The 12,760-nt window shown below is 63.4% G+C and carries 11 protein-coding genes; 8 read left to right on the forward strand and 3 right to left on the reverse strand.

All coding sequences use genetic code 11. From position 1 onward, the window contains the following. Nucleotides 1-8: 8 nt before the first annotated feature. Both NKI64_RS29430 and NKI64_RS29435 read right to left on the reverse strand, forming a co-directional pair. Entirely contained in the window at nt 9-2,462 is a 2,454-nt protein-coding gene (locus tag NKI64_RS29430) for a GcvT family protein (protein ID WP_352671694.1), read from the reverse strand. Then, nucleotides 2,459-3,343, reverse strand: coding sequence for a phosphotransferase family protein (locus NKI64_RS29435; protein WP_023703531.1), 885 nt, complete (start codon nt 3,341-3,343; stop codon nt 2,459-2,461). Before NKI64_RS29435 ends, NKI64_RS29430 begins: the two co-directional genes overlap by 4 nt. A gap of 420 nt (nt 3,344-3,763) precedes the next feature. On the opposite strand from NKI64_RS29435, the gene NKI64_RS29440 reads away from it, so the two are divergent. Further along, nucleotides 3,764-4,528 carry a DeoR/GlpR family DNA-binding transcription regulator gene (locus NKI64_RS29440; protein ID WP_023685103.1) on the forward strand — a complete coding sequence of 255 codons (765 nt, stop codon included), beginning with the start codon at nt 3,764-3,766 and terminating at the stop codon, nt 4,526-4,528. Here NKI64_RS29440 and NKI64_RS29445 read toward each other — a convergent pair. After that, a complete protein-coding gene (locus NKI64_RS29445; RefSeq protein ID WP_023698920.1) occupies nt 4,525-4,686 on the reverse strand; it encodes a hypothetical protein in 162 nt (53 codons plus the stop codon). The two genes, NKI64_RS29440 and NKI64_RS29445, sit on opposite strands and share 4 nt — an antisense overlap. A 247-nt stretch (nt 4,687-4,933) precedes the next feature. Between NKI64_RS29445 and NKI64_RS29450 the strand changes: the two genes are divergently transcribed. The 7 genes from NKI64_RS29450 (at nt 4,934) to NKI64_RS29480 (ending at nt 12,634) form a co-directional block, all read left to right on the forward strand. Next, nucleotides 4,934-5,545, forward strand: coding sequence for a DedA family protein (locus tag NKI64_RS29450; protein WP_023698922.1), 612 nt, complete (start codon nt 4,934-4,936; stop codon nt 5,543-5,545). Nucleotides 5,546-5,625: 80 nt separating this feature from the next. After that, nucleotides 5,626-6,537, forward strand: coding sequence for a LysR family transcriptional regulator (locus tag NKI64_RS29455; protein ID WP_023673412.1), 912 nt, complete (start codon nt 5,626-5,628; stop codon nt 6,535-6,537). Nucleotides 6,538-6,747: 210 nt separating this feature from the next. Further along, the gene (locus tag NKI64_RS29460; RefSeq protein WP_023698923.1) at nt 6,748-7,902 is read left to right on the forward strand and encodes an ABC transporter substrate-binding protein; all 1,155 of its coding nucleotides are present in this window, start codon (nt 6,748-6,750) and stop codon (nt 7,900-7,902) included. A gap of 210 nt (nt 7,903-8,112) precedes the next feature. Continuing rightward, nucleotides 8,113-9,111, forward strand: coding sequence for an ABC transporter ATP-binding protein (locus tag NKI64_RS29465; RefSeq protein WP_023692631.1), 999 nt, complete (start codon nt 8,113-8,115; stop codon nt 9,109-9,111). A gap of 220 nt (nt 9,112-9,331) precedes the next feature. Continuing rightward, nucleotides 9,332-10,297 (forward strand): ABC transporter permease, encoded by a 966-nt coding sequence (locus NKI64_RS29470; protein ID WP_023698925.1) that lies wholly within the window; start codon nt 9,332-9,334, stop codon nt 10,295-10,297. Further along, nucleotides 10,287-11,102 carry an ABC transporter permease gene (locus tag NKI64_RS29475; protein WP_023673416.1) on the forward strand — a complete coding sequence of 272 codons (816 nt, stop codon included), beginning with the start codon at nt 10,287-10,289 and terminating at the stop codon, nt 11,100-11,102. The genes NKI64_RS29470 and NKI64_RS29475 overlap by 11 nt, the downstream gene beginning before the upstream one ends. Nucleotides 11,103-11,206: 104 nt before the next feature. Further along, nucleotides 11,207-12,634 (forward strand): gamma-aminobutyraldehyde dehydrogenase, encoded by a 1,428-nt coding sequence (locus NKI64_RS29480; protein ID WP_023821499.1) that lies wholly within the window; start codon nt 11,207-11,209, stop codon nt 12,632-12,634. Nucleotides 12,635-12,760: the final 126 nt, after the last annotated feature.

Below are 12,760 nucleotides of genomic sequence, written 5' to 3' on the forward strand. Positions count from 1 at the left end.
GGCGCAGCCTATGCCTTGATCCTGCTCATCGAAGGATCGTACATCGGTTCGAGATGGATCTTCGCCGGCGTCCGTTCCATCGCCACCACCAGCTCATAGTCGCCTGAGCTGAGAAAATCGTCGCTGACGCCATCGGCGTTGCGGACATAGCCATAGCCGATGTTCTTAGCCAGCGTGTAGCCATATCCGCCGCTGGTGAGATAGCCGACCGGTTCGCCATTGCGCAAAATCGTCTCGCGCCCGACCAGCACGATATCGGGATCGTCGACCGTGAAGCCGGCAAAGCGTTTCTTCAGGTCGGCGCCGCTGATCTTTTCGAGCGCCCGCCGGCCGACGAAATCGGTGTTCTTCCTCAGCTTCACCGCCCAGCCGAGGCCGGCCTCCTGAGGCGTGTCGTTGGGGGTGATGTCGGAGCCCCAGGCGCGGTAGCCTTTCTCCAGCCGAAGTGATTCCAGCGCCCGGTAGCCGATCGGCCGGATGCCGTGCGGCTTGCCTGCCGCCATCAGCGTGTCGAAAATCTCGCCGGTGGCGGCGATCGGCACATGCAATTCCCAACCAAGCTCGCCGACATAGGTGACGCGCAGCGCCCGAACCGTATGGCCGGCAGTCGTGATCTCGCGGATATGGCCGAACGGGAAGGCGGCGTTCGAGACATCGGCATCGGTCACGGCAGCCAGAACGTCGCGGGCCCGCGGTCCCATCAGTGACAGCGTGCCGAAATCCTCAGTGACATCTTTCAGCGTCACGTCGAGACCCTTGCCGACATGGTCGCCGATCCAGGAGAGATCATGCGTGCGGAAGCCGGTGCCGGTCACGATGTAGAATTTGTCTTCGGCGAGCCTGGCCACCGTCAAATCGGCCTCGATGCCGCCGCGCGTGTTGAGAAGCTGCGTGTAGGTCAGCCGTCCCACCGGCTTGGCGACATCGTTGGCGCAGATCCAGTCCAGCGCCTTGGCCGCATCCGAACCCGTCATTTCGTATTTGGCGAAGGACGACTGGTCGAAGATGCCGACTTTCTCGCGCACATGGCGATGCTCCTCGCCGACCGGGCCAAACCAGTTCTGCCGGCCCATGGAATAAATGTCTTCGGGTCTGGCGCCCTGCGGCGCGAACCAGTTCGGCCGTTCCCAGCCGAGCTTGGAGCCGAACACCGCGCGGTGCGCTTTCAGCCGGTCATAGAGCGGCGAGACGATGCGCGGCCGGCCCGAGACGTACTCCTCATGCGGAAAGCCGATCGTGTAATGCTTGCCATAGGCTTCCAGCGTGCGATCGCTGACCCATTGCCGGTCGCGGTGCAAATTGGAAAAGCGCCTGATGTCGACCACCCAAAGGTCGAGCGGCGCTTCACCATCGACAACCCATTGCGCCAGCACCCAGCCGGCGCCGCCGCCGGAAGCGATGCCGAAGGCGTTGAAGCCGGCGCCGACGAACATGTTGGCGCATTCGGGCGCGACACCGAGGATGAAATTGCCGTCCGGCGTAAAACTCTCCGGCCCGTTGATCATCTGCTTGACGCCGACCGTCTCCAGCGCCGGCACGCGCGCGATCGCCTGGCTCATATGCTGTTCGAAATGATCGTAGTCGTCGTCGAACAGGCGGAACTCCCAGTCATCGGGGACATCGCCGCCGGGCAGGCCGGTCGCCCAGGCCTGCGGGTTCGGCTCATAGCCGCCCATCACCAACCCGCCGACCTCTTCCTTGAAATAGGTGCGGCGGTCGGGATCGCGGATTGTCGGCGCGTCGGTCGCCAGCCCGTCGATCTTCTCGGTGATGATGTACTGGTGCTTGACCGGTTGCAGCGGCACGCAAATGCCGGCCATCGCGCCGACCTGGCGTGACCATTGCCCGGCGCAGTTCACCACCTTGTCGCAAGCAATGTCGCCCTTGTTGGTCTTCACCGCGGTGATGTGCCCGTCCGTCATGTCAAAGCCGGTAACGCGGACGTCCTCGAACAGCTTGGCGCCATGCATGCGCGCGCCCTTGGCCAGCGACTGCGTGATGTCGGAGGGGCTGGCCTGCCCATCGGTCGGCAGCCAGGAGGCGCCGACGAGGTCGCCGGTCTCCAGCAGCGGCCACATCTTTTTGACCTCCCCCGGCGACAGCAACTGCATGTCCATGCCGAAGCTCCTGGCCGTCGTCGCCAGCCGTTTATATTCGGTCCAGCGGTCGGCATTGGTCGCAAGCCTGAGGCACCCGGTCATCTTCCAGCCGGTAGCGAGCCCGGTTTCGGCTTCCAGTCCCTTGTAGAGCTCGACCGAATATTTGAGCACGCGGGTGATCGAGGCCGACGAGCGCAACTGGCCGACCAGCCCGGCCGCATGCCAGGTCGAACCCGAGGTCAGCTTGCCCTGTTCCAGCAGCACGACATCGGCCTTGTGGTCGCGCGCCAGGTGATAGGCCGTCGAACAGCCGATAATGCCGCCGCCGATGACGACGATGCCGGCATGTGTAGGCAATGTCATGACTGTGTCCCGTACTTCGTGCGGTAATTGTCCAGCGCCGCGTCGAGCCGCGTCAGGTTCTCCGCGGTGTAGGCGACGTAGTCGATGCCGGGCGCGTCGAGGTAAAGTTCGGAAACCATGCTCCACATCGCCTCGCGCAGCAGCGAGGCGCATTGCATGGCGGCGTGCGAGCGGCGGATCGCCTCATCCGGCTCGCGCATGAAATACGCCGTGAGGAAAGTGAAGGACTCTGCGTCGCTCATCTCGGCGTTGGAGGCAACGCCGGCAAGATCGAACATCGCGGTGTTGAAACCGGCATATTCGAAATCGATGAGCCACAACCTGTCGCCATCGTCGAGAATATTTGCCGGCAAAAGATCATTGTGGCCGAACACGATCGGCAGCAGCTTCTGCGCCCGTTCCAACTCGTCGGCCAGAGCCAGCAGCCTGGGCAGCTCGTCGCGCTTGCGGCTGCCGCCTTCGCTCAGCGTTCGCGCATAGTCGCGGATGACATGGAAGACCCAGAACATGAAGCCGGCGCCGGAGATGTGATTGGGCATCTCGCGATGGAACCCGCGCATAAGGGCTGCGACGCGGCCGATATTGGCGCGCACGTCCTCGGCAACATAGGTTTTCGCGCCGAGAAATTCCGTGACCATGATGCCGGGTTCGGAATGGCGGACCGCCGGCGCGAAGCCTGCGGCGTGCGCCGCGCGGGCCGTCATCACCTCGCGGTCGCGAAAGACGTGGTGAAATGGATAGTCCTGGCCGAAGCGCACGACATGCCGCCCGGCCGCGTCCTTGACCAGATAGTTGGCGTTGCTGAGGCCGCCCGGCAGCGGCGCAATGTCGATGCTGCCATTCCAGCAAGGCAAGGCCCGGATGCGGTCTTCAGCAGTCACGGGGCCATCCCTGACTTTTGCGGAGCTTTCCTGGGCGCCATGCGCCGCGCAACGGGCGTTGGGAAACGCAAAAAATCTCGTCGGTGCGGGACGCCGGAACTCCTATCCCGCGCCGCACCGACGAGCCCCTCTGGCCAGGTTTTGATACCCGGTCTCCGCCCCCGCGGATTTGAGAAACTTTTGTGCCAGTTCAAACCCAGACGGTCTGGCCAGACGGTCCGGTCCGTGAATTGCGGCTCTGCCATCACCTTCCCGTGGCAGTTCCGAAGCTGTCACGCCGTCAATGTCACGCCAGTGCTACCTAACTGTCAATGAAATGTTGTGACTTTTTTTGGGTGTTTTGCCCGAAACCACGAGCAATTCCTTTAAAAACGGCGGCATTGCCCTAAAACCGGGCAGGCCGCAAATTCAGGAAGCCAGATGATCCATTCGAAACGGCATGGCGAAATCCTCCGCCTCCTCAAGGAAGAGGGCACCGTCACCATTGCCAGCCTCGCCGACCGGCTGGGGGTTTCGCTTGAAACGGTGCGCCGGGATGTCAAGCCACTGACCGGCAATGGCTCGGTGCTCAAGATGCATGGCGCCATCGGCCTGCCGTCGATGGCCGGCGAAGCGCCCTTCGAGCGGCGCATGCGCGACAATGCCGAGGCCAAGCGGCTGATCGCCCGCATGGTCGCTGCCACCATTCGCGACGGTGAATCGGTCATGCTGGACACCGGCACCACGACCTCGTTCCTGGCCCGCGAACTGCTCGGCCACCGGCGGCTGACCGTGGTCACCAATTCATCCGACATCGCCCGCACGCTGGCCACCGTCAACGGCAACAAGGTCTATATGGCCGGCGGCGAATTGCGCAGCGATTCCGGAGCCGCCTTCGGCGCCTCGGCGATCGATTTCGTCAGCCGCTTCTCGGTCAGCCATGCGGTGATTTCGATCGGCGCCGTCGATGCCGCCGCAGGCCTTGCCGACTACGATCTGGAAGAGGCGGAGTTCGCCCGCATGGTGCTGTCGCGCGGCCAGCGCTCGCTGGTCATCACCGACCACACCAAGTTCGGTCGCCAGGGTCTGGTCCAGGTCTGCGGCTTCGACGGTTTTTCCGAACTCGCCACCGACCAGCCGCCGCCGCGCGACATTGCCTCGGCACTTGCCGAGGCTGGAGCGCGCCTTAGCATTGCTGCGGCCTAGCCAAACACCAGCGACTGGCGCGCCGCGATCCCGGCCATGCCGCCACCCGATACCACGAAGGCGATGTTGTGCATCATGCGCGCCGCGTCGCCGGCCGCGTAAGATGTCGTTCTGGTGAAAAATTGTTTTTCAATCATCCCGCTCTTCGCAATGTCCATGCAACTTGGCAGCCGCAAACAGCGCCTCGTCGAAATGCGGGCCGGGCGAATCGCCCGCATCAGCAATGAGGCCACCATGCTGCAAACGATGCCTTGTCTTTCCTCATGGCCTGGACGCTTGCGCGCTCCGACCTGGAAGCCGACCCGGCTTGGCCGGACATTCCGCAACTTTCCGCCGGCGACGGTGTATGACGGTGTATAAGGTGTCCAGGATCAAGAACCTCAAAACCTATGACTGGCGCTTCGCATGACTGATCCACTGTCGGCGATCCTGGGCTTCGGCCTGCTCGGCGTCGCCTGCCTCGCCTTCACAGAAAAGATCCTGCCGCTGCCGCCCTCGCATGTGCTGCTGCTGTTCCTCGGCATGACGGCAGCCCCCGATCTCCCGGCGCTGGCGATCCTGCTTCTGGTAACGACGCTGTCCGCCATCACAGGCTGCCTTGTCTGGTATAGTTTGGGTCGTCGGATTGGCTTGGATCGTGCCGACAGGCTGGTCCAGCGTTTCGGCAAATATGTCTGCTTGCGCTATGCGACCTACAGCAAGCTTGGTCAGGCCTATCGCCGCCATCATGTCCGGGTCTCCTTGCTGGCGCAGTTCATCCCGACGGTTCGCAACTATCTGCCGATCGCGGCCGGCGCGCTCCGTCTTCCACTCTTGCCCTTCGCGGCGGCGACGCTGCTCGGCGCCACGCTATGGAACACCGGCTTCCTCGTCACCGGCTACCTTATGCGCGGCAGCGGCAGGGATTCCTATGCCATCGGTTTTCGCATCATCATCATCGTTTTGGCGCTGGAGACGGCGTTTATGCTCGCGCTTCGCTACGGTCCTGCCTGCCGGCGGCGCCTCGGGTTCGGCTGACCAGGAGGCGCCTCAAGCAGTATGGGTATAAGCTCCGCCTTCGGCTTTCCTTCCCCGGCGCGCCGGTGTTTAGTCCGGCCATGGCTTTCACCATCCGCCAGCTGCAGTTCTTCATTGCCGTCGCCGAGCAAGGCACGGTGTCGGGCGCCGCACAAAACCTCTCCATCTCGCAATCCTCGGTCACCGAGGCGATCAAGGAGCTGGAGAGCGATCTCGGCGTCGAATTGTTCGAGCGCCATCCGCGTGGCCTCAACATTACCCACAAAGGCCACCAGTTCCTGCGCCATGCGACCAAGATCCTGGCCGACGTCTCCGACGCGCGCCGCGCTTTTTCCGACGACCAGGTGGTGGCCGGCGGGCGGCTGCAGCTCGGCGTCACCTCGCTGGTCGCGGGCTATGTGCTGTCCGATCTGCTGGCGCGCTACCGCCGCGCCTATCCCGGCGTCGATGTCTCGGCCATCGAGGACAATGGCGACTATCTCGAACATCTGCTGATCGGCGGCAAGCTCGACATTGCCGTCATGGTCACCTCCAATTTGCGCGACCGCACCGCGCTGCAGTCGGAAATCCTCGAGGTCTCGGCCTACCGGCTGTGGGTCCCGCTCGGCCACAAGCTGGCCAGCGCCGACATTATCGGCATAGGCGACATTGCCGGCGAGCCGCTGATCATGCTGACCGTCGACGAGATCGAGGAGAACACCGGCAAGCTTCTGGCGGCGATCGGCGCCAGGCCGCATGTCGCCTTTCGCACCCGCTCGGTCGAAGCCGTTCGCAGCCTCGTCGCCACAGGTGCGGGCGTGGCGTTGCTGCCCGACCTAGTCTACCGGCCGTGGTCGCTGGAAGGCGACCGCATCGAATCGCGCGACATTTCGGGTTCCCTGCCGGTCGTCCAGGTCGGCATGGTCTGGCGCCGCGGCTCCGGTCTGCCGCAGGCGTCGCGCGACTTCATCGGCCTTGCCCAGTCGCAGCGTATGGTACGCCAGCAGCGTTGATAGGGTGCGTGGTTATCTATCGGAAAAACCGATATCGCGTTTCTGATAAATGAATTTGCGAAACCGGAATTTTCCGAGCACTTTTCATGTCAGGGACGAAAGCCGCCATCAGAGCGGCAACGTGCCATCGGATGAACTGACGCTTTTCAGCCTGCGGCTGACCGCGGCGGCGACTCGCTTCGCAGTCAGGCGCCAAATGGGAGATTGACGATGAATTCATTCCTGAAGACGTGCACCGCCTTGATGGTCGCGCTGACCTTTTCCGGTCAGGCTGTCGCCCAGGTCAAGGAACTTGGCAAGGGCGAAGGGGAGGTCAGCATCGTTGCCTGGCCGGGGTACATCGAGCGCGGCGAAACCGACAAGGGCTATGACTGGGTGACCTCCTTCGAGAAGGAGAGCGGCTGCAAGGTCAACGTCAAGACCGCGAACACCTCCGACGAGATGGTCTCGCTGATGAATGAGGGTGGGTTCGATCTAGTCACCGCTTCGGGTGACGCATCGCTGCGCCTCGTTGCCGGCAAGCGCGTGCAGCCGATCAACACCGATCTCATCCCGAGCTGGAAGGCGGTAGACGACCGTCTGAAGGATGCGCCCTGGTTCACCGTCGACAAGGTGCATTACGGCGTTCCCTATCAGTGGGGCCCGAACATCCTGATGTACAACACCGATGTCTTCAAGGAAGCGCCCAAGAGCTGGAACGTCGTCTTCGAGGAAATGAACCTGCCGGACGGCAAGTCCAACAAGGGCCGCGTCCAGGCCTATGACGGCCCGATCCACATCGCCGACGCCGCCAACTATTTGATGTTCCACAAGCCGGAACTCGGCATTAAGGACCCGTACGAATTGAACGAAGACCAGTACAAGGCAGCGCTCGAGCTGCTGCGTGTTCAGCGGACGCTGGTCGGCCGCTACTGGCATGACGCCGCCATCCAGGTCGACGATTTCCAGAACGAAGGCGTCGTCGCTTCCGGTTCGTGGCCTTACCAGGTCAACACGCTGGTTGCCGCCAAGAAGCCGGTCGCCTCGACCGTGCCGGAAGAAGGCGTCACCGGCTGGGCCGACACCACCATGATGGAGGCCGACGCCGCGCATCCCAACTGCGCCTATATGTGGCTTGAGCATTCGCTGTCGCCCAAGGTCCAGGGCGATGTCTCGGCCTGGTTCGGCTCGCTCCCCGTGGTGCCCGCTGCCTGCAAGGGCAACGAGCTGCTCGGCGAGGAAGGCTGCAAGACCAACGGCTACGAGAACTTCGACAAGATCAAGTTCTGGAAGACCCCGGTCTCCAAGTGCGCAACCCAGAACGACCAGTGCGTGCCTTACTACCGCTGGGTGTCCGACTATATCGGCGTCATCGGCGGGCGTTGAGCTCCCTTTAACCCACCCCCTTGTGGGGAGGGTCGACGCGCAGCGTCGGGGTGGGGGCAGCGCTGACGTCCGGTGCTAGTCACCCCCACCCGCGGCTTCGCCGCGACCTCCCCATCGAGGGGGAGGTGAAGTGCCGTGCCCGCTGGCCTGATTGGTGGCGGCAAGAGCTATTTCGACGAACCACAAACCGGCAACAGATCAGGACAGCCCATGACCTCGGCCGTTTCCTTCCAGAAAGTCTCTCGCCATTTCGGCAGCGTGCGCGCCGTCGATGCGGTCGATCTCGACATCGTGCCGGGCGAGTTCTTCGCCATGCTTGGTCCGTCGGGGTCCGGCAAGACTACCTGCCTGCGCCTCATCGCCGGCTTCGAGCAGCCGACATCGGGCTCGATCTCGATCTTCGGCGACCGCGCCGAGGGCGTGCCGCCCTATCGCCGCAACGTCAACACGGTGTTCCAGGACTACGCGCTGTTCCCGCATTTGAACGTGCTGGACAATGTCGCCTACGGGCTGATGGTCAAGGGCATCGCCAAGCCGCAGCGGCAGAAGGCGGCGGAAGAGGCATTGTCACTGGTGCGGCTTCCCGGCTATGGCGCCCGCCGTCCCGGCCAGCTCTCCGGCGGCCAACGCCAGCGCGTCGCGCTGGCCCGTGCGCTGGTCAACCAGCCCAAGGTGCTTTTGCTCGACGAGCCGCTCGGCGCGCTCGACCTCAAGCTGCGCGAGAACATGCAGGAAGAGCTGAAGTCGCTGCAGAAGGCGCTCGGCATCACCTTCGTCTTCGTCACCCATGATCAGGGCGAAGCGCTGTCGATGGCCGACCGCGTTGCCGTCTTCAATGACGGCAAGATCATGCAGATCGGCACGCCGGAAGACATCTACCAGCGGCCCAGGACACGCTTCGTCGCCGATTTCGTCGGCTCCTCCAATGTGTTGCCGCCGGATTTCGTCCAGCGTTATTCCGGCCAGGACCGCTGGGGCAGCCTGCGCCCCGAATCGATCCGCATCGGCAGCATTGCGAAAGGCGAAGGGGTTGCCGCGCGCCTGGTCGGAACCAACTATCTCGGCGCCACGACCAGGCTGGCGCTCGACGCCGACGGCTTGAGGCTGCACGCCATCGTGCCGGCCGGGACAAAGCTGCCGGCGGAAGGCGAAGCGGTGGTGCTGACGTTCAACCGCGAGCATTTGCATTTGATGGACGAGCCGGCATGATTGAGGTTTGCGCCAAGCACCCCCCTCTGTCCTGCCGGACATCTCCCCCTCAAGCGGGGAGATTGGCTGTTCCTCCCGGTTTCGCCAATCTTCAACGTTGGGGATTTGGCGAGGCAGCGAAACTGCTGATCTCCCCCCTTGAGGGGGAGATGTCCGGCAGGACAGAGGGGGGTGTGAAAGAACCCGGCTTCTCAGGGTTCCTTCAGCACGCGGTCTCCCCATGACCATCGCCGCGCTCAACTCAACCTCCGCCCCCGCCATCCTGCCCGGCAGCGGCGGCGTGCGCGGTGCGCTGTCCGACCTGTTCTGGCGCAAGCCGCAACTGCTGCTGTTCCTCATGTTGGCGCCGCCGGTGCTGTGGCTCGGCGTCGTCTATATCGGTTCGCTGTTCGCGCTCTTGGCACAGAGTTTCTTCTCGATCGACGAATTTTCCGGCCTCATCAACCATGAGTTCACGCTGAAGACCTATGGCGACCTGTTCCAGCCCGCCAATCTCGACATCATCCTGCGCACGGTGACGATGGCGGTGCTGGTCACGCTGGCCTCCGCCGCCATCGCCTTCCCGATCGCCTATTATGCGGCGCGCTATGCCCGGGGCCGCTGGAAGGCGCTGTTTTATCTCGGAATCATGCTGCCGCTGTGGTCGAGTTATCTGGTGAAAATCTACGCCTGGAAGTTGATCCTCGCCAAGGAAGGCATTCTGACCTGGCTGCTGGCCAAATTGCATCTGCTCTGGGCGCTCGACGGCTGGCTGTCGCTGCCGGTCGTCGGCGGCAACTCGCTGTCGGTCTCCGCCACCGGCACCTTCATCGCCTTCGTCTATGTCTGGCTGCCGTTCATGATCCTGCCGGTGCAGGCGGCATTGGAGCGCGTGCCCGGCAATCTGGTCGAGGCGTCCTCCGATCTCGGCGCATCGCCGGGCCAGACCTTCCGCAACGTGCTGTTCCCGCTGGCGCTGCCCGGCATCGTCGCCGGCTCGATCTTCACCTTCTCGCTGACGCTGGGCGACTACATCATCCCGCAGATCATCGGCACGTCGCGGCTGTTTATCGGCCAGGCCGTCTATTCGCAGCAGGGCACCGCCGGCAACATCCCGCTCGCCGCCGCCTTCACCGTCGTGCCCATCGTCATCATGGGTTTCTATCTCTGGGGCGCCAAGCGCATGGGGGCCTTCGATGCGCTCTGACGGTTCGCAATCCGCCCCGCTCGGCCTCAAGATCGCAGCCGCTTGCGGCCTGCTCTTCCTGCACCTGCCGATCCTGCTGATCTTCGTCTATGCCTTCACCACGGAAGAGAAGAGCTTCGTCTGGCCGCCGCCGGGGCTGACCACACAATGGTTCGCCGTCACCTGGAACCGGCCGGATGTCTGGCAGGCGCTGTCGCTTTCGGTCCGCGTCGCCGCAATCTCGACCGCGATTGCCTTGATACTGGGCACGCTGTGCGCCGCCGCCGTGTCACGGACGAAATTCTTCGGCCGCGAGACGATCTCGCTGCTCGTCATCCTGCCGATCGCGCTGCCCGGCATCATCACCGGCATCGCGTTGCGCTCGGCCTTCTCGCTAGCCGACATCCCGTTCTCGTTCTGGACGATCGTGCTCGGCCACGCCACCTTCTGCGTTGTCGTCGTCTACAACAATGCGGTCGCCCGTTTCCGCCGCACTTCCGGCTCAATGATCGAGGCCTCGATGGATCTCGGCGCCGACGGCTTCCAGACCTTCCGGCACGTCGTGCTGCCCAACATCGCCACCGCTCTGCTTGCCGGGGGGATGCTCGCCTTCGCGCTCTCCTTCGACGAGGTCATCGTCACCACCTTCACCGCCGGCCAGCAGCAGACCGTGCCGATCTGGATGCTGGAAGAGCTGATCCGCCCACGCCAGCGTCCGGTCACCAATGTCGTCGCCATGGTCGTGGTGCTGGTGACGCTGCTGCCCATCCTTGCCGCCTATTACCTGACCCGCGACGGCGACCAGATCGCCGGTTCGGGCAAATGAAGAACAGCGAATAGGGAGTAGCGAATAGCGAATAGGGAGATTGCACGACCAGCCCTATTCGCTACTCGCTATTCGCTACTCGCTCCTGACCAAGGAGAACCCGCATGGACACCCAGATGCTGATCGGCTCGAAGTTCGAGAACGGCACCGACACCGAGGAGCCGATTCTGAATCCAAAGACCGGGGCGACCATTCTCAACCTGCCTGAAGCCAGCCAGGCGCAGATCGAGGCGGCTGTTACTGCCGCCGGGCGAGCGTTCGTCTTGTGGTCACGCACAACGCCGGCGCAGCGCTCCGGCTATCTCCTCAAGATCGCCGACCGCATCGAGGCCAACGCGCGGGAGTTCGCGGCGCTCGAGGCGCTGAATTGCGGCAAGCCGATCAACGCCGTGCTCAATGACGAAATCCCGGCGATCGTCGACTGCTATCGCTTCTTTGCCGGCGCGGTACGTTCGATGCCGGGCGTGGTCGCCGGCGAATATCTGCCCGGCCACACCTCGATGGTGCGGCGCGACCCGATCGGCATCGTCGCTTCCATCGCGCCGTGGAACTATCCACTGATGATGATGGCCTGGAAGCTGGCGCCGGCCATTGCCGGCGGCAACACCGTCGTCTTCAAGCCGTCGGAGCAGACGCCGCTGACGGCGCTGAAGCTGGCCAGGATCCTGGCCGAGGTTCTGCCCGAGGGCGTCGTCAATGTCGTGCTCGGCCGCGGCGACAGCGTCGGCAACACGCTGATCAATCACGCCAAGGTCAACATGATTTCGATCACCGGCGACGTCGCCACGGGCAAGAAGGTGCTGCAGGCCGCCGCCAAGTCGGTCAAGCGCACGCATCTGGAACTCGGCGGCAAGGCGCCGGTCATCGTTTTCGACGACGCCGACCTCGGCGCCGTGGTCAACGGCCTGCGCGCTTTCGGCTACTACAATGCCGGGCAGGATTGTACAGCCGCCTGCCGCATCTATGCCGGCAAGAAGATCTACGACAAGCTCGTCGCCGATCTCTCATCTGCCGTCTCGACCATCAAATACAACCAGCCCGATGACACCGAAAACGAGATCGGGCCGCTGATCTCGCGCCGCCAGCGCGATCGCGTGTCGAGCTTCGTCGAGCGCGCTTCGGAACTGAAGCACATCGAGATCACCACCGGCGGCAAGCCGGGCGCAGGCTCCGGCTTCTACTACCAGCCGACGGTGGTTGCCGGCGCGCTGCAGGAAGACGAGATCGTGCGCCGCGAAGTGTTCGGCCCGGTCGTTTCCATCACCCGCTTCTCCGAAGTCGATGAAGCCGTGAACTGGGCCAATGACAGCGACTACGGCCTGGCATCCTCGGTGTGGACCAAGAACGTCTCGCGCGCCATGGCGACGGCCGCCCGTCTGCAATATGGCTGCACCTGGATCAACACCCATTTCATGCTGACCAACGAGATGCCGCATGGCGGGCTGAAGCAGTCCGGCTACGGCAAGGACATGTCTCTCTATGCGCTGGAGGATTATACCGCCGTTCGTCATGTGATGGTGGCGCATGGGTAGAGGCCGCCACTATCTCTAAAATATTCGCCACCGCGTTTTCTGTATATTAAGCGTGAGTAACCTTTGCGGTACGGCGGGAGTTCACGATTTACTGAATATTCAACCTGAACGAGCAGCCTCTTGCCG

The sequence above is a fragment of the Mesorhizobium sp. M0478 genome, assembly GCF_040321305.1.
Lineage (GTDB): Bacteria > Pseudomonadota > Alphaproteobacteria > Rhizobiales > Rhizobiaceae > Mesorhizobium.

Excerpts from the sequence above, each read along its gene's own strand:
- NKI64_RS29475 (WP_023673416.1), top strand. The coding sequence starts at position 10,287 with ATGCGCTCTGACGGTTCGCAATCCGCCCCGCTCGGCCTCAAGATCGCA.
- NKI64_RS29455 (WP_023673412.1), top strand. The coding sequence starts at position 5,626 with ATGGCTTTCACCATCCGCCAGCTGCAGTTCTTCATTGCCGTCGCCGAG.
- NKI64_RS29470 (WP_023698925.1), top strand. The coding sequence starts at position 9,332 with ATGACCATCGCCGCGCTCAACTCAACCTCCGCCCCCGCCATCCTGCCC.
- NKI64_RS29460 (WP_023698923.1), top strand. The coding sequence starts at position 6,748 with ATGAATTCATTCCTGAAGACGTGCACCGCCTTGATGGTCGCGCTGACC.
- NKI64_RS29440 (WP_023685103.1), top strand. The coding sequence starts at position 3,764 with ATGATCCATTCGAAACGGCATGGCGAAATCCTCCGCCTCCTCAAGGAA.
- NKI64_RS29480 (WP_023821499.1), top strand. The coding sequence starts at position 11,207 with ATGGACACCCAGATGCTGATCGGCTCGAAGTTCGAGAACGGCACCGAC.
- NKI64_RS29445 (WP_023698920.1), bottom strand. The coding sequence starts at position 4,686 with ATGGACATTGCGAAGAGCGGGATGATTGAAAAACAATTTTTCACCAGA.
- NKI64_RS29465 (WP_023692631.1), top strand. The coding sequence starts at position 8,113 with ATGACCTCGGCCGTTTCCTTCCAGAAAGTCTCTCGCCATTTCGGCAGC.
- NKI64_RS29450 (WP_023698922.1), top strand. The coding sequence starts at position 4,934 with ATGACTGATCCACTGTCGGCGATCCTGGGCTTCGGCCTGCTCGGCGTC.
- NKI64_RS29430 (WP_352671694.1), bottom strand. The coding sequence starts at position 2,462 with ATGACATTGCCTACACATGCCGGCATCGTCGTCATCGGCGGCGGCATT.